Source organism: Aquabacterium sp., from assembly GCF_021768455.1.
Taxonomy (GTDB): Bacteria; Pseudomonadota; Gammaproteobacteria; order Burkholderiales; family Burkholderiaceae_C; genus Aquabacterium.
Window position 1 is genome coordinate 1 of record NZ_JAIZVX010000014.1, and the last position, 15,117, is coordinate 15,117.

The 15,117-nt window shown below is 62.2% G+C and carries 15 protein-coding genes and 1 pseudogene; 7 read left to right on the forward strand and 9 right to left on the reverse strand.

Going from position 1 to position 15,117, the window contains the following annotated elements:
• The 5 genes and pseudogenes from QZ994_RS03375 to QZ994_RS03395 all read left to right on the forward strand — a co-directional run.
• Positions 1-407 (forward strand): annotated as a pseudogene (locus QZ994_RS03375) (DUF4440 domain-containing protein); the annotation flags it as partial.
• Positions 408-508: 101 nt separating this feature from the next.
• The gene (locus QZ994_RS03380; protein ID WP_290868212.1) at positions 509-1,687 is read left to right on the forward strand and encodes a L,D-transpeptidase family protein; all 1,179 of its coding nucleotides are present in this window, start codon (positions 509-511) and stop codon (positions 1,685-1,687) included.
• Positions 1,684-2,268 (forward strand): peptidylprolyl isomerase, encoded by a 585-nt coding sequence (locus QZ994_RS03385; protein WP_290868215.1) that lies wholly within the window; start codon positions 1,684-1,686, stop codon positions 2,266-2,268. Before QZ994_RS03380 ends, QZ994_RS03385 begins: the two co-directional genes overlap by 4 nt.
• Positions 2,269-2,270: 2 nt before the next feature.
• Positions 2,271-2,771 (forward strand): peptidylprolyl isomerase, encoded by a 501-nt coding sequence (locus QZ994_RS03390; protein ID WP_290868217.1) that lies wholly within the window; start codon positions 2,271-2,273, stop codon positions 2,769-2,771.
• A gap of 5 nt (positions 2,772-2,776) precedes the next feature.
• Positions 2,777-3,586, forward strand: a complete 810-nt coding sequence (locus tag QZ994_RS03395; protein WP_290868219.1) for a UDP-2,3-diacylglucosamine diphosphatase — start codon at positions 2,777-2,779, stop codon at positions 3,584-3,586.
• A gap of 115 nt (positions 3,587-3,701) precedes the next feature.
• Here the strand turns inward: QZ994_RS03395 and clpA are convergent, their stop codons facing one another.
• The gene (clpA, locus tag QZ994_RS03400) at positions 3,702-6,023 is read right to left on the reverse strand and encodes an ATP-dependent Clp protease ATP-binding subunit ClpA (RefSeq protein WP_290868221.1); all 2,322 of its coding nucleotides are present in this window, start codon (positions 6,021-6,023) and stop codon (positions 3,702-3,704) included.
• Positions 6,020-6,373 (reverse strand): ATP-dependent Clp protease adapter ClpS, encoded by a 354-nt coding sequence (gene clpS / locus QZ994_RS03405; RefSeq protein ID WP_290868358.1) that lies wholly within the window; start codon positions 6,371-6,373, stop codon positions 6,020-6,022. The genes clpA and clpS overlap by 4 nt, the downstream gene beginning before the upstream one ends.
• Before the next feature lie 399 nt (positions 6,374-6,772).
• Between clpS and QZ994_RS03410 the strand changes: the two genes are divergently transcribed.
• Positions 6,773-7,063: a cold-shock protein gene (locus tag QZ994_RS03410; protein ID WP_290868223.1), complete on the forward strand. Its 291-nt coding sequence runs from the start codon at positions 6,773-6,775 to the stop codon at positions 7,061-7,063.
• Positions 7,064-7,199: 136 nt separating this feature from the next.
• Here the strand turns inward: QZ994_RS03410 and icd are convergent, their stop codons facing one another.
• From icd to hemN, 3 genes are all read right to left on the reverse strand, one after another.
• A complete protein-coding gene (icd, locus tag QZ994_RS03415; protein ID WP_290868226.1) occupies positions 7,200-8,453 on the reverse strand; it encodes an NADP-dependent isocitrate dehydrogenase in 1,254 nt (417 codons plus the stop codon).
• A 148-nt stretch (positions 8,454-8,601) separates the two neighbouring features.
• A complete protein-coding gene (locus QZ994_RS03420) occupies positions 8,602-9,426 on the reverse strand; it encodes a sulfite exporter TauE/SafE family protein (RefSeq protein ID WP_290868228.1) in 825 nt (274 codons plus the stop codon).
• A gap of 39 nt (positions 9,427-9,465) precedes the next feature.
• The gene (gene hemN, locus QZ994_RS03425) at positions 9,466-10,890 is read right to left on the reverse strand and encodes an oxygen-independent coproporphyrinogen III oxidase (RefSeq protein WP_290868231.1); all 1,425 of its coding nucleotides are present in this window, start codon (positions 10,888-10,890) and stop codon (positions 9,466-9,468) included.
• Between the two features lie 200 nt (positions 10,891-11,090).
• On the opposite strand from hemN, the gene fnr reads away from it, so the two are divergent.
• Positions 11,091-11,807, forward strand: a complete 717-nt coding sequence (fnr, locus tag QZ994_RS03430) for a fumarate/nitrate reduction transcriptional regulator Fnr (protein ID WP_290868361.1) — start codon at positions 11,091-11,093, stop codon at positions 11,805-11,807.
• A gap of 74 nt (positions 11,808-11,881) precedes the next feature.
• Here fnr and QZ994_RS03435 read toward each other — a convergent pair whose 3' ends face one another.
• The 4 genes from QZ994_RS03435 to ccoP all read right to left on the reverse strand — a co-directional run bounded on the left by QZ994_RS03435 (position 11,882) and on the right by ccoP (position 15,114).
• Complete coding sequence (locus tag QZ994_RS03435; RefSeq protein WP_290868233.1) at positions 11,882-12,172, reverse strand: hypothetical protein; 291 nt, start codon at positions 12,170-12,172, stop codon at positions 11,882-11,884.
• A gap of 109 nt (positions 12,173-12,281) precedes the next feature.
• Positions 12,282-12,542: a nitrogen fixation protein FixH gene (locus tag QZ994_RS03440; protein WP_290868236.1), complete on the reverse strand. Its 261-nt coding sequence runs from the start codon at positions 12,540-12,542 to the stop codon at positions 12,282-12,284.
• A 23-nt stretch (positions 12,543-12,565) separates the two neighbouring features.
• A complete protein-coding gene (ccoG, locus tag QZ994_RS03445; protein WP_290868364.1) occupies positions 12,566-13,957 on the reverse strand; it encodes a cytochrome c oxidase accessory protein CcoG in 1,392 nt (463 codons plus the stop codon).
• A 221-nt stretch (positions 13,958-14,178) separates the two neighbouring features.
• Positions 14,179-15,114 (reverse strand): cytochrome-c oxidase, cbb3-type subunit III, encoded by a 936-nt coding sequence (gene ccoP, locus QZ994_RS03450; RefSeq protein ID WP_290868238.1) that lies wholly within the window; start codon positions 15,112-15,114, stop codon positions 14,179-14,181.
• Positions 15,115-15,117 lie beyond the last annotated feature (3 nt).

The following is a 15,117-nucleotide window of genomic DNA, read 5'->3' on the forward strand; positions in this document are numbered from 1 at the left end:
CCGCACCGGCGCCCAAACCGGCCCCCGCTCCTGTGGCTCCAGCTGAAAGCAAGGCCGACAAGGCTGAGGCCGCGGCACGTGAAGGCGTCGAGAATGCCGTCAAGTCCTGGGCCGCAGCCTGGAGCAAGAAGGACCTCAACGGTTACTTCGGCGCCTACGCCCGCGACTTCAACGGCGGCAAGACCCGCAAAGCCTGGGAAGACGAGCGCCGCGACCGCATCAACGGCAAGCGCAGCATCTCGGTCAAGCTCTCCAACATCAAGGTGGACGTCAACGGCAACAAGGCCAGCGTCAGCTTCCGCCAGGACTACAAGGCCGACAGCCTGAGCGTCAGCAGCGGCAAACGCCTTGAACTCGTCCGCAACGGCAAGGAATGGGTGATCGTGAAGGAAAGCGCTGGTTCGTGATGACAGCTGTGTTCCGCCGCCTGCCTGAGTCAAGATCAGGCAAGCACCTTGGCGGCCGCCTGGGGCACTTGCCCAGGCTCCTGGTCGGAGCCTTTTGGGGCTTGATTGCCGGCGGCCTGGCTGCCGCTCCTCAGGTACCCGTCTCCTCCCCTGCGCCCCTCGCTTCGCAATCGGCGCCAGCTGAAGCCCGCCTGCTCGACATCTACCGCCTCATTGGCCAAGGTCAGACCAGGCAGGCCCTCGACAAGGCCCAAAAGCTGGTGGCCGACGTGCCCAACTTCCAGTTGGCCCAACTGGTGTACGGCGACCTCCTCCTTGCCCGGCACAGCGGCCTGCCCAGCATGGGCCAGGTGCCCGCGCCCATCGCCTCGAAGGCGCCGGAAAGGCTGGAGCAGCTCCGCGTCGAAGCCACCCGTCGCTTGCAGGCCCTGACCGATCGCCCACCAGCAGGGGCCCTGCCCGCCCAGTTCATCGAACTCCCCCCGACCACCCGCCACGCCATCGCCGTCGATGCGAGCCGGTCTCGGCTCTACCTCTTCGAAAACGGGCCCAAGGGCCTGCAACTGGTGGCCGACCACTACGCCTCGATCGGCCGCCTGGGCGCTGAAAAGAGCTTTGAGGGCGACCAGCGCACCCCCCTTGGCGTCTACTACATCACCAGCCGGCTTGACGCCAAGCAACTCACCGACTTCTACGGCGTCGGCGCCCTGCCCCTGAACTACCCCAACGAGTACGACCGCAGGCAAGGTCGCACCGGCGGCGGCATCTGGCTGCATGGGGTGCCCAGCGACAGCTACGCGCGCAGCCCCAACAGCACCGACGGTTGCGTGGCCCTGGCGAATCCAGAGCTGCAAACCATCCTCAACCGCGTTCAGCCGCGGACCACCCCCGTCGTGATCGCCCGCAGCCTTCAATGGGTGCTGCCCGATCGCAAAGAGCCCGAGCGCCGCAGCCTCCACAACCTGATCGAAGGCTGGCGGGTGGCACGCGCCAGCGGCGACATGGGGCGGCTGATGTCCTTTTACTCGCCGCAGTTTGCCAGCGGCGCACGCGACATCAACCAATGGCGCCAGTCCCTCGAGCGGGAAGTGAACCAACAACGCGGGCGCCCCCTCCAACTCAAGGACCTCGCCATCCTCGGCTGGCAGGACAAGGGCGACATCCTCGTCGTCACCTTTGGAGAAATCGCCGAAGGCCAGCGCACTGGCGCCATCAAGCGCCAGTACTGGGGCAAAGAGGGCGGCCTGTGGAAAATCTTTTACGAAGGAGTGATCGGATGAGTTCTCCCCACCAGCCGAGCCGTGCGCTTGGCAAGCTGCTGGCCATCGGCCTGCTCTCGCTCGGCACCCTGACCAGCGCCCTCGCGCAGACCGTCAAGCTCAGCACCAACCAGGGCGACATCGTCCTGCAACTTGACGCCGCCAAGGCACCCAAGACCGTCGCCAACTTCCTGGAATACGTCAAGGCAGGTCACTACAGCGGCACCATCTTCCACCGCGTGATCGACGGCTTCATGATCCAGGGCGGCGGCATGACGCCCGACATGAAGGAAAAAGCCACCCGCGCGCCGATCCCGCTTGAGAGCCAGAACGGGTTGAGCAACCAGCGCGGCACCATCGCCATGGCACGCACGGCCAACCCGAATTCCGCCACCGCCCAGTTCTTCATCAATGTGAAGGACAATGCCTTCCTGGACGCCAACCGCTCGCCGGACGGCAATGGCTATGCCGTCTTCGGCAAGGTCACCCAGGGCATGGATGTGGTCGACCGCATCCGCAAGGTCAAGACTGGCTCGGCAGGCATGTATGCCGACGTGCCGTCTGAGCCCGTCATCATCAAACAAGCCACCATTGAGAAATAAGCATGACCAAGACCGTTGAACTCCACACGACCGCTGGTGTGATTCGCCTCGAACTCGACGAAGCCAAGGCCCCCATCACCGTCGCCAACTTCATCGACTACGTCAAGGCCGGCCACTACGACGGCACGATCTTCCACCGCATCATCAAGGGCTTCATGATCCAGGGCGGCGGTTTTGAGCCCGGCATGAAGCAAAAGCCCACCAAGGGCGAGATCCAGAACGAAGCCAACAACGGCCTGAAGAACGACAAGTACACCATCGCCATGGCCCGTACCAGCGCCCCGCACTCTGCCAGCGCACAGTTCTTCATCAACGGCACCGACAACGACTTCCTGAACTTCAAGTCCGAGTCTGCCCAAGGCTGGGGCTATGCCGTGTTCGGCAAAGTCGTGGCAGGCACCGAAGTGGTCGACCAACTCGAAAAGGTCAAGACCGGCCGCAAGGGCTTCCACGATGACGTGCCCCTCGAAGACGTCGTGATCACCAAGGCCGTCGAGGTCTGATGACGATGGGGAAGCCCCCCTTCCCCACGCCAGGCACCTTCTCTGCACCGCCCTCGTGGCGGTGCATTGACTTTGTCTCCGACCTGCATCTGCACGAAGGCCTGGATCGCACCACGGAAGCCTTCGCACCCTACTTGCGCGACACCACCGCAGATGCCGTCTTCGTCCTCGGCGACCTCTTCGAAGCCTGGGTGGGCGACGACATGCGCCACGAGCCCTACGAAGCCGCCTGCACCGCCATGCTGCGCGCAGCAGGTGAACGCCTTCACCTGGCCATCATGGTGGGGAATCGGGACTTCCTGCTCGGACGCGACATGCTGGCTGCCTGCGCTGCACACCCCCTCCAGGACCCCACCGTGCTCGATGCCTGGGGGCAACGCACCCTGCTGATCCATGGCGACGCGCTCTGCCTCGCCGACGAACCCTATCTTCGCTTTCGCGCCCAGGTCCGCCAGCCAGCCTGGCAAGACGCCTTTCTTGCCGCACCCCTGGCCGCCCGCCTGGCCCAGGCGCGGCAGATGCGAGAGGCCAGCCAGCAGCACCAGCAAAGCCAGCCTGCTCAAGAATGGGCCGATGTCGATGAAAGCGCCGCCGCCGATTGGATGCAAGCCGCCCAGGCCACGGCACTGATTCATGGGCACACCCACCGGCCGGTGAGCCAGGCCTTTGGCAACCTGCCCGCCGGGGCGGGCACACCACCGTCGGCCGCACGCGTGCGCCACGTGCTCAGCGATTGGGACCTGGATCACAACAATGCCCGAGCCGAGGTCCTCCGCCTGAGTGCCACAGGCGTGACCCGCATCTCCCTGACCTGAACCGACAGCAGGGCAGGTCACGCGCCCTGCCCTTCACGATGACGCGCCATGAAAAAAGGCCAGCCGAGCGGCTGGCCTTTCCGGCGACCGGGCCCCGTGGGGCCCTCGTCGACCCTCACTCCGCTGTCGCGGCTTCGGGCTTGGTCTTGTCGCTTTTCTTGTTGGGCTGGATGTCGAGCTTGACCTCCGGCTCGCCCTTCTCGTTGTCGACGATGTCCACCGTGAGGCGACCACCGTCCACCAGGCTGCCGAACAGCAATTCGTCCGCCAGCGCACGACGGATCGTGTCCTGGATCAGTCGCTGCATCGGGCGAGCACCCATCAAAGGATCGAAGCCGCGCTTGGCCAGGTGACGGCGCAAGGCGTCGGTGAACGTCACTTCCACCTTCTTCTCGCCCAGCTGCCCCTCCAGTTGCAGCAGGAACTTGTCCACCACACGCAGGATGATGTCCTCGTCCAGCGGCTTGAAGCCCACGATGGCGTCCAGGCGGTTGCGGAACTCAGGCGTGAACTGCCGCTTGATGTCGGCCATCTCGTCGCCCATTTCACGCGGGTTCGTGAAGCCAATGGTGGCTTTCTGCAGGGTCTCTGCGCCGGCGTTGGTCGTCATCACGATCAGCACATTGCGGAAGTCCGCCTTGCGGCCGTTGTTGTCGGTCAGCGTGCCATGGTCCATCACCTGAAGCAGGATGTTGAACACATCCGGGTGAGCCTTCTCGATTTCGTCCAGCAGCAGCACGGCATGGGGCTTCTTCGAAATGGCCTCGGTCAGCAAACCACCCTGGTCAAAGCCCACATAGCCCGGGGGCGCACCAATGAGGCGACTCACGGCATGACGCTCCATGTATTCAGACATGTCGAAGCGGATCAGCTCAATCCCCAGGATGTAGGCCAACTGCTTCGCGACTTCCGTCTTGCCCACGCCCGTGGGGCCGCTGAACAGGAAGGAGCCGATGGGCTTGTCGGGCTTGCCCAGCCCGGACCGCGCCATCTTGATCGCCGAAGACAGCGCCTCGATGGCCGCATCCTGACCAAAAACCACGCTCTTGAGGTCGCGGTCCAGCGTCTTGAGCTTGGAGCGGTCGTCGTTCGACACGCTGGTCGAGGGGATCCGGGCGATCTTCGCCACGATCTCTTCCACCTCGGCGCGCGTGATGGTCTTCTTCTGCTTGCTCTTGGGCAGGATGCGTTGCGCGGCACCGGCTTCATCGATCACGTCGATCGCCTTGTCTGGCAGATGACGGTCGTTGATGAACTTCGCGGACAACTCTGCCGCAGCCTGCAGAGCACCGATGGCGTACTTGACGCTGTGGTGCTCTTCAAAGCGCGACTTGAGGCCCTTGAGGATCTCGATGGTCTGCTCGACGGACGGTTCGGCCACCTCCACCTTCTGGAAGCGACGTGACAGCGCAGCGTCCTTCTCGAAAATGCCACGGTACTCGGTGAAGGTCGTCGCACCGATGCACTTCAACTGCCCGGAGCTCAAGGCGGGCTTGAGCAGGTTGGATGCATCCAGGGTGCCGCCCGATGCCGCACCGGCACCGATGAGCGTGTGGATCTCGTCGATGAACAGCACCGCACCCGGCTGCTCTTTCAGCTGCTTGATCACCGCCTTCAGCCGTTGCTCGAAATCACCACGGTACTTGGTACCCGCCAGCAAGGCGCCCATGTCGAGGGCGAACACCTCGGCATCGGCCAGCACATCCGGCACGTCCTTTTGCGTGATGCGCCATGCTAGGCCCTCGGCGATGGCGGTCTTGCCCACACCGGCCTCACCCACCAGCAGCGGGTTGTTCTTGCGGCGGCGGCACAGCACCTGGATCACGCGCTCGACCTCGGTGTCGCGGCCGATCAGCGGATCGATCTTGCCGTCGCGCGCCAGCTGGTTGAGGTTCTGGGTGTACTGCTCCAGCGGAGAAGCCTTGCCCTCGCCCTCTTCCTTCTCGGCCTCGGCCTGGCTGGGCTCGGCACCGGTGGACTTGGCGGCCTCGGGCGGATCCGCCTTGCGGATGCCATGGGCAATGAAGTTCACGACGTCCAGACGCGTGACACCCTGCTGGTGCAGGTAGTACACCGCGTGCGAATCCTTCTCGCCGAAGATCGCCACCAGCACATTGGCACCGGTGACCTCTTTCTTGCCCGAGCCGGAAGACTGCACGTGCATGATCGCGCGCTGGATGACGCGCTGGAAGCCCAGGGTCGGCTGGGTGTCGACCTCGTCGGTCCCGCCCACCGTCGGCGTGTTGTCACGCACGAACTGGTCCAGGTTCTTGCGCAGCTCATCCAGATTGGCAGCGCAGGCTTTCAACACCTCGGAAGCAGAGGGGTTGTCGATCAAGGCCAACAGCAAGTGCTCCACGGTGATGAACTCATGGCGTTGCTGACGGGCCTCGACGAAGGCCATGTGCAAACTCACTTCCAACTCTTGCGCAATCATGCGGTCTCCAGGATGCACTGCAGGGGGTGCCCGGCTTGGCGGGCGGCGGCAAGAACGAGTTCGACCTTGGTGGCCGCGACATCTTTGGTGTAGACGCCGCACACACCACGACCCTCGTGGTGGATTTTCAGCATGATTTGGGTGGCCGATTCGATGTCGTGGCGAAAATGCTCTTGCAAAACGTGAACCACGAACTCCATCGGCGTGAAATCGTCGTTGAGCATCACGACCTGATACAGCTTGGGCGGCTCGAGCGCGAGTTCTTCTTTCTCGGCCACGGCCGCGCCCTGACCGTCTTCGGCAGGCCCTGGGGGCTGCACTGACAGATGGGGTTGTAACGGATTGGTCATGAAAAAGATTCTACGGGAGCCCTTGCCCTCATGCCATCTCATCTTGGGGTGTCCGACCCCGCTTCAAGGGCAGGAAATTCACGACAGACACCAGACAATTTTTCGGACTAGGCTTGCTGAGGTCATGCTTTTGCCCTGCGCCCCTCAAAGTGCCACGCGGGGCACAGCCCTCACGCGCAGCGCGAGGTCATCCAAGCCCTCTGAGGAACCTGGCAGGTTCGGTACAAAGCGGGGCCGCAGGGCACCGCTGGATGCCTTCCAAAAGGGCTCTTGAAAGGGCTCTTTCTTTTCACATCACGGCAACAACCCAGTACACAGCTTGGACTTTTGTCACATCGCCGCGCTTGACACGTTTGGGTGCCCCTCCGAAAATGAGCACAAATTAACAGGAGGGACAGCATGGCCACAGGCACTGTCAAATGGTTCAATGACGCCAAAGGTTTTGGTTTCATCGAGCCCGATCAAGGTGGGGGCGATGTCTTCGCCCATTTCTCTGCCATCCAGATGGATGGTTTCCGCACGCTGAAACAAGGCTCCAAGGTCAGTTATGAACTGGTCGCAGGCCCCAAAGGCATGCTGGCGCAAAACATCCAGCAACTCGATGAGGGCACCGCCAGTGCAGAGTCGGACCCTCTGCGTGACCTGCACTTCCGCGAGCTGCAGCCCGTCGGGCACAGCCTTCCCCACTGAGCAACAATGCATCAGCCAAAAGCCCGCCCAGTGCGGGCTTTTTTGTTCGCGGTCACAAAATGAAAAGCCCCTGATCCTCGCTTCGAGGTCAGGGGCTTGGCGATCATGACCAGCCCGTCAAAGGGCTGGCCACCCATCACATGTTGTCAATCATCACCTGACCGAAGCCGGAGCACGACACCTGGGTCGCACCGTCCATCAGGCGGGCGAAGTCATAGGTCACCTTCTTGCTCTGGATGGCACCGTTCATCGAGCTGATGATCAGGTCAGCGGCTTCGACCCAGCCCATGTGACGCAGCATCATTTCAGCCGACAGGATCTCGGAACCGGGGTTCACGTAATCCTTGCCAGCGTACTTCGGTGCGGTGCCGTGGGTGGCTTCGAACATGGCGATGCTGTCGGACAGGTTGGCGCCCGGGGCAATGCCGATACCGCCCACTTGCGCAGCCAGCGCGTCGGAGATGTAGTCGCCGTTCAGGTTCAACGTGGCAATCACACTGTACTCGGCCGGACGCAGCAGGATCTGCTGCAGGAAGGCGTCAGCGATGGCGTCCTTGACGATGATGTCCTTGCCCGTCTTCGGGTTCTTGAACTTGCACCACGGGCCGCCGTCGATCAGTTCGGCACCAAACTCGCTTTGAGCCAGGCCGTACGACCAGTCACGGAAGCCACCTTCGGTGAACTTCATGATGTTGCCCTTGTGCACGATGGTCACGCTGGGCTTGTCGTTGTCGATGGCGTACTGGATGGCCTTGCGCATCAGGCGCTCGGTGCCTTCCTTCGACACAGGCTTGATGCCGATGCCCGAGGTTTCGGGGAAGCGGATCTTCTTGACACCGAATTCGGTCTGCAGGAAGTTGATCAGCTTCTTGGCCTTGTCGCTCTGGGCTTCGAATTCGATGCCGGCGTAGATGTCTTCCGAGTTTTCGCGGAAGATCACCATGTCGATCTTTTCCGGCTCCTTCACGGGCGAAGGCACGCCCTTGAAGTAGGTCACGGGGCGCAGGCAGACATAGAGGTCGAGCTCCTGACGCAGGGCCACGTTCAGCGAACGGATGCCACCGCCCACGGGCGTGGTCAGCGGGCCCTTGATCGACACCACGTAGTCCTTCAGGACCGTGAGCGTTTCTTCAGGCAGCCACACATCCGGACCATACACGCGGGTCGACTTTTCACCAGCGTAGATTTCCATCCAGTGGATCTTGCGCTCGCCACCATAGGCCTTGGCCACGGCTGCGTCGACCACCTTGATCATCACGGGTGTGATGTCGAAACCGGTGCCGTCACCTTCGATGTACGGAATGATCGGGTTGTGGGGAACATTGAGCGAGAAGTCCGGGTTGACCGTGATCTTCTGCCCACCTTCGGGCACCTTGATGTGCTGGTACATGTTGTGGTCTCCGCGTTTGGCGTTTCCGAGAAAAACAATGCCAGGGATGTCGGCAAAGCAAGCAGATTCTACGCCAGTGGCTCGACCAATCTTATATAGGACTGGTCGATAAATCGGCTACTTGCGAAATGCGTGCGCTCTGCAGCGCTCAGGCACACCAGGCGCGCCACTGCGCCAGCAGGTGATGGGAAAGCCCCCACAAGGCCAGGGCAGACAGGCACAGGCCTGACGCCCTCACCGCCCAGCGCGGGTCCAGCCAGGCTTGTGTGGCCTCCACAGAGGCTCGGGTCACGACGGGCGCAGCCCCCTCCTTGGCCAACCAGATGACAGGCGCCACGGTCGAGCCGACAATGGGCCAGCTGCCGCGCGAGGCTGCGATCGCGTCTGCCGATGGCGCACGCCGTGCCCCAAGCCAGGCCAGGAGCGCAGGCGCCGCCCAGACACCCACCGCGCCGGGCACTGCAAAGCAGGCCATGACCAACGCTCCCTCCCAGGCGCCAGGAGCCAGCACCGCCACCATCAACGCGGCATACAGCAGACCGCATGGCAATGCCGCCCAGACCATTCCCGCCAAAAGCGACAAGACCGGCATCCAAGCAGGGCCGAGCCGATCGCGAACAAGGTGTTGCGTGCGTGCGCGAATTCGGCGGTAAAGGGACTGCCCGGCGTGGTCCAGCGCTGCCGGCAGGCGGCCACGGGCCAGCAAAACCAACCCCAGCACCACGGCTGTGGCCTGCGCCAGAATCCAGAAAGGCTGCAACACCGCAACATGTCGCCCCCAGGAGGCCACCAGTGACGCACTGGCCGCCGCCACCGCGCCCAACAAGGCATACCCCAGGCAGCGCCCCAACAAGGCGAGCAGCGGCACCCCTCTGGGGAACGCCACGGCGCACGCACTCCCGCACATCGCCGCACAATGGGGCACACCACCCAAGCCCATGAGGAAGGCGGTGAGCATCAAGCCTGTCAGCATGGCCGGCCCTTCAGTGGCACGGCACACCCGCACGCATCGTCAAATGATGCGAGAAAAGCGCTCGACGGTTTTGTCTGCCTGCAGGTGACGGTCGAACACCATGGCGATCGCCCGCACGAAATACCACCCCAGGTCCGTGACCCGCACACCATCCGACTCCATCTGCACCAGCCCCGATTCCACGAACGGCTCCAGCAAGCGCAATTCCGTCTCGAAGTATTGCCTGAAATCGAGCAGATAAGAGAGTTCGATGGACTCGATGTCCACACGCCCCTGACACATGATCGCCATGATGACCGAGCGTCGGACCAGGTCGTCGCGGCTGAGCGTCAGACCGCGGACGATGGGCAACTCCCCCCGGCGCAGCGCGTCGTAGTACTCATCCAGGGTTTTGGCGTTCTGGCAGTAATGAGCCCCCACCCGACCAATGGACGAAACCCCCAGACCGATCAGGTCGCTGTCCGGATGGGTGCTGTAACCCTGGAAATTGCGGTGCAGGCGACCCTGGCGCTTGGCCAGCGCGAGGCTGTCCTTGTGCAGGGCGAAGTGGTCCATGCCGATGTAGTCATAGCCCTGCTCGCCGAATGTATTGATCGCGGCAGACAGCATCCCGATCTTGTCGGCCCCTGAAGGCAAGGCTTCGGCATCAATGCGGCGCTGAGGCTTGAAGCGTTGTGGCAGGTGAGCATAAGCGTACAGGGCAATCCGGTCGGGCTTGAGCGCCACAACCTGCGACAAGGTTCGCGCAAAGCTTTCCGAGGTCTGCTTGGGCAGACCGTATATCAGGTCCATGTTGATCGAATCGAAGCCCTCCAGGCGAGCCTGCGCCATCAGCTCGGCGACCTGCGCGTAAGGCTGCACACGGTGCACGGCTTGCTGGACCTGCGGATCGAAGTCCTGCACACCAAAGCTCAGCCGGTTGAAACCCATGGCCGCCAAGCGCTTGAGACGCCCCGCATCGATGGTCCGGGGATCGATTTCGATCGAGTACTCGCCGCCCGGCACAAAGCGGAAACTGGACTGCAGCGCGCCCAGCAACCATTCAAGCTCATCGTCACTCAGAAAAGTGGGGCTACCGCCGCCCAGGTGCAACTGCGAGACCGCCTGACCACGACCGATTTGGGCCACGACCAGGTCGATTTCGGTGCGAAGCGCCTCAAGGTATTCCTTGGCGCGCTCGTGGTGCTTGGTGATCACCTTGTTGCACGCACAGTAATAGCAAACCGACTCGCAAAACGGCACATGCACATAGACCGACAGCGGTGTCGCCGCGCCCCCCATGGCCCCAGCCCCTTCGCCGCGCTGCGCCAAGGCCTGGACATAGTGCGTGGGCCCGAAAGCCTCAACAAAGCGGTCGGCCGTGGGGTAAGACGTGTACCGAGGTCCGGCCACGTCAAGCCGCGTCAGCACCTCCCGGGAAATCAGGGGGGCGGTGTGTTTGGAAATAAGGACCTGTTCGCTCATACGCGAGGACTGTGCCAAACTCAAGGCCAGAAGGGTTGACGAAGCTCAAGGTCGAGTTCGGGGAAGGGGCAACAATTGGGGCAGTTTTGAGGCCCCTCATGTTGAACACCACCATTCCCATCCTGGATCAGGCTGTTGCCGACGCTGCCCCTCGCCCCGCTTCACAACGAAGCTCTTCCGACGCCGCGTCCCCCTGCTCCATGAAATACGAAGCTTTCAAAGTCGCATGCTCCAGCTGCAACCTGCGGGAGTTGTGTCTGCCTGTGGGCTTGTCACAGCCACAGCTCTCTCACCTGGACTCGCTGGTGGCCACCCGCAAGGCCGTGAAACGCGGCGATGCGCTCTTTCACACAGGGGATCCGTTCCGCTCGGTCTACGCCGTGCGAACCGGTTTTTTCAAGACACGCGTGTCTTCTGAAGATGGCCGCGACCAGGTGACCGGCTTTCAGATGGCTGGGGAGTTGCTGGGCCTCGACGGCATCAGCACAGACCGCCACGCATGCGATGCCATTGCCCTGGAGGATTCCCAGGTCTGCGTGATCCCCTACGCGCAACTGGAAGACCTTTCCCGCGAGTTCTCTGACCTGCAGCACCAGTTTCACAAGATCATGAGTCGCGAGATCGTGCGCGACCATGGCGTGATGCTGCTGCTGGGCAGCATGCGTGCCGAAGAACGCCTTGCGGCCTTCCTGCTGAACCTCACCCAACGACTGCATGCACGCGGTTTCTCCGCCTCGGCCCTGGTTCTCCGCATGACCCGGGAAGAAATCGGAAGCTACCTCGGCCTGAAGCTTGAAACGGTCAGCCGCACCTTCTCCAAATTCCAAGACGAAGGTCTGTTGGAGGTCAAGCAGCGCGACATTCGCATCACCGACGAAGCCGGATTACGTGCATTGGTCAACAGCGTTCGCTGCTGACACACACACAAGCCAACACCATCGCCCAAACCCGCTTCACAGCGGGTTTTTTCTTGCCGAACGCGTGCGATGCTTCAGGCTTGATGGTGCAGGTGGTGGCGCCGCGCCGCGTGGCGCCGCACACGACTGTGGTCAGCCTGGTCTGGCCCACTCGCCATCATCCAGTGCGAAAGGCCCGAGGCCACCGCCACCAGCGCCCAGAAAATCAGGAAAGCCAGGCTGTAGACCGTTTGCCGGTCTGGCTGCCAGGAACCCGTGTGGAGCAAGCTGGGGTCGATCCAGGAAAAGACCACCATCTCGATCACGCCAGCAATGAGGAACGCTGGCCAAAGGATCTGTGCCGTATGGAGCATGCGTTGTGCCATCTGTGTCTCCCAAAAAGGAAATCGGACAACTGGAGACATATTCCTCTCAGCAGCCCATGATGGCCCCAGGACAAACCCTGGAAAACGGGTTTCCCCCGGGCAAAACGACTCAGCGCTCGGCAGGCTCGTTCTTCTCTGCGGCGTGGTTGCGCCCTTGCAAGGCAGGCTTTTCGGAGGGACTCAAGACCTGGTCCTTGGTCGTATCGAGCACCGGGTCGACGTTCTTGATCGCGATGCCAGCAGTGGCGATGGCCGCGACAACGACGATGGCAGGCCCGGCGATCACCATCCAAACGATGGGCAGACGCCACCAGGGGGTTTGCTCCGGCGTGGCAGGGTTGTGGCGATCGGTACCGGATGCGTTGGACATGATGGATTCCTCTAGGCCTGCGCTCAGCGCGGCACCATGAAAGTGGTTTGTTCGCGAACGTCGACCTGGGCTCGATCGGCCTGGCGCAACTGTTCGACAAGGATCGTGACCTGGGCGGCACCGGCTCCCATGCGTGCGGCCACCTCTGGGGGAATGCGCACAGAAACAGGCACCCAACGAGCCTCGGCCGGGCCCAGCAAGATGTCTTCACCACCTTTGACCGAAGCCTGGGAAAGTGACTCGACACCCACCCGGTAGCGCTGCACCTGCTCGCTGGCGTTCATCAACTGTACGCGGTAAACGTTTTCGACGTAACCGTCTTCCACCACGCGGGCCAAGGCGCCGCGGTCGCGCACGATGTCGACGCGGAAGGGCGGACGGGAGTAAAGGCTGACCAAGAAACTGCCAACGACCAGCATGAAGATGGCCGAATAAACCAGCACACGGGGCCGCTTCACACGAGCCCACATTTCGCTGCGCCCCCAGCCCTTTTCCATGGCGTTTTGCGTGGCGTAGCGAATCAGGCCACGGGGCGTACCCATCTTGTCCATGACCTCGTCGCACACATCGATGCAAGCGGCGCAACCAATGCATTCGTATTGCAGTCCCTTGCGGATGTCGATGCCCGTGGGGCACACCTGAACGCAAAGGGTGCAGTCCACGCAGTCCCCCTTGCCCAGGGCCTTGGCGTCGGCCTTGCGGGAACGGGAACCACGTGGCTCACCACGCTTTTCGTCGTAACTGATGATCAGCGTGTCGCGGTCGAACATGGCGCTCTGGAAGCGCGCATAGGGGCACATGTACTTGCAGACCTGCTCACGCATGAAGCCGGCATTCCCGTAGGTCGCAAATCCGTAGAACAGCACCCAGAAAATCTCCCAGGGGCCCATGCCCAGGGTGACGACCTCCTCACCCAACACACGGATCGGCGTGAAGTAGCCCACGAAGGTGTAGCCCGTCCAGAGTGCCAGCGCGATCCAGACGGCATGCTTGGCGACCTTGCGACCGATCTTGTCGACCGTCCAGGGCGACTTGTCCATCTTCATGCGCTTGGCCCGTGCACCTTCGATCTTGTTCTCGATCCACATGAACATCTCGGTGTAGACCGACTGCGGGCAGGCATAGCCGCACCAGAGACGCCCCGCCACCGTGGTGAACAGAAACAGGCCGTAGGCCGAGATCACCAAGAGCGCCGTGAGGTATATGAAGTCCTGCGGATAGAGGACCAGGTTGAACATGTAAAACCGACGGGTGGTCAAGTCAAACAGCACGGCCTGTCGATCGTTCCAGCTGAGCCAGGGGGTCCCGTAGAACACGATCTGGGTGAGCCACACCATGACCCAGCGCCAGTTGGTGAACCAGCCCTGCACTTCACGGGCGTAAATCTTTTCGGACTTCTTGTACAGCGACACCATTTCTTCACGCGCGCTGCCGACCTGACCTTCGGCCTGGATGGGGATGACGCGCTTGGGTGCGGCAGGAGGTGTGGGGGTTGTGGTGTCGGTCATGGGGATCACAAAGAGAATCGGCAGAGGGGACACATGCCGTGAAGCATTGTGATCCTTCCTCTGCCGATGGGTGTGTCCGAGATCAAGTGGGGGCCGATTGACCCGCCACCTGCTGGAACGCTCTTGTTTTACTTGGCGTCAGCGGTCTGAACCGGATGCGAGAGGCTCCACACATAGGAGGCCACCACCTTGATCTGGTCGGCAGACAGGCGTGCGTCCTGCGCGGGCATCACGTTCAATTTGCCCTTGTTCACCATGTTGATGATGGCCTCTTCACCCCAGCCATGCAGCCAGATCTTGTCCGACAGGTTCGGGGCACCAATCGCCTGGTTGCCCTTGCCATCGGCACCGTGACATGCCGCGCAAACCTGCTTGAACTTGGGCTTGCCCAGTTCGGCCAGGATGGAGTTGTGGCCGCTGCCAGACAGGCTCAGAACGTAGTTGGCCACTTGGCGAACTTCTTCCGGCGTGCCAACGGCGGGGGCCATCACGGGCATCTGACCACGACGACCATGGGTGATGGTCTCGACGATCTTATCGGGCGAGCCGCCATGGATCCAGTCGTTGTCGGTCAGGTTGGGGAAGCCCTTGGCGCCGTGGGCGTCGGAGCCATGGCAGGCCGCGCAGTTGTTCAGGAACAGGCGCTCGCCGATGGCATGGGCCTTCGGGTCACGGGCCAGGTCTTCGATGGAGGCGTTCTTGAACGCCGCGAAGATCTTGTCCTGCTCTGCCTTGGCCTTGGTCATTTCGGCTTCCAGCTGACCGGTTTGCGACCAGTTCAGCTTGCCCTTGTAATCGCCCAGACCGGGGTACAGGGCAAAGTAGGCGACGGCAAACACCAGGGTGATGATGAACAGCATCAGCCACCAGCGAGGCAGGGGGTTGTTGAGTTCACGCAGGTCACCATCCCAGACGTGGCCGGTGGTCTTGTCGACCTGGCCGCTGGCATCGTAGACCACCTTGTGCTTGGCCGCGCCGATGAGGACAAAGGCGCAATAGACCAGGCCGAAAACCACGATCGCGATGACGTACCACGACCATGCGCTGCTAATGAAGTCGCTCATGTC

Coding starts and splice junctions, on each gene's coding strand:
- QZ994_RS03385 (WP_290868215.1), top strand. CDS start 1,684: ATGAGTTCTCCCCACCAGCCGAGCCGTGCGCTTGGCAAGCTGCTGGCC.
- QZ994_RS03390 (WP_290868217.1), top strand. CDS start 2,271: ATGACCAAGACCGTTGAACTCCACACGACCGCTGGTGTGATTCGCCTC.
- QZ994_RS03395 (WP_290868219.1), top strand. CDS start 2,777: ATGGGGAAGCCCCCCTTCCCCACGCCAGGCACCTTCTCTGCACCGCCC.
- clpA (WP_290868221.1), bottom strand. CDS start 6,023: ATGATTGCGCAAGAGTTGGAAGTGAGTTTGCACATGGCCTTCGTCGAG.
- clpS (WP_290868358.1), bottom strand. CDS start 6,373: ATGACCAATCCGTTACAACCCCATCTGTCAGTGCAGCCCCCAGGGCCT.
- QZ994_RS03410 (WP_290868223.1), top strand. CDS start 6,773: ATGGCCACAGGCACTGTCAAATGGTTCAATGACGCCAAAGGTTTTGGT.
- icd (WP_290868226.1), bottom strand. CDS start 8,453: ATGTACCAGCACATCAAGGTGCCCGAAGGTGGGCAGAAGATCACGGTC.
- QZ994_RS03420 (WP_290868228.1), bottom strand. CDS start 9,426: ATGCTGACAGGCTTGATGCTCACCGCCTTCCTCATGGGCTTGGGTGGT.
- hemN (WP_290868231.1), bottom strand. CDS start 10,890: ATGAGCGAACAGGTCCTTATTTCCAAACACACCGCCCCCCTGATTTCC.
- fnr (WP_290868361.1), top strand. CDS start 11,091: ATGAAATACGAAGCTTTCAAAGTCGCATGCTCCAGCTGCAACCTGCGG.
- QZ994_RS03435 (WP_290868233.1), bottom strand. CDS start 12,172: ATGGCACAACGCATGCTCCATACGGCACAGATCCTTTGGCCAGCGTTC.
- QZ994_RS03440 (WP_290868236.1), bottom strand. CDS start 12,542: ATGTCCAACGCATCCGGTACCGATCGCCACAACCCTGCCACGCCGGAG.
- ccoG (WP_290868364.1), bottom strand. CDS start 13,957: ATGGTGTCGCTGTACAAGAAGTCCGAAAAGATTTACGCCCGTGAAGTG.
- ccoP (WP_290868238.1), bottom strand. CDS start 15,114: ATGAGCGACTTCATTAGCAGCGCATGGTCGTGGTACGTCATCGCGATC.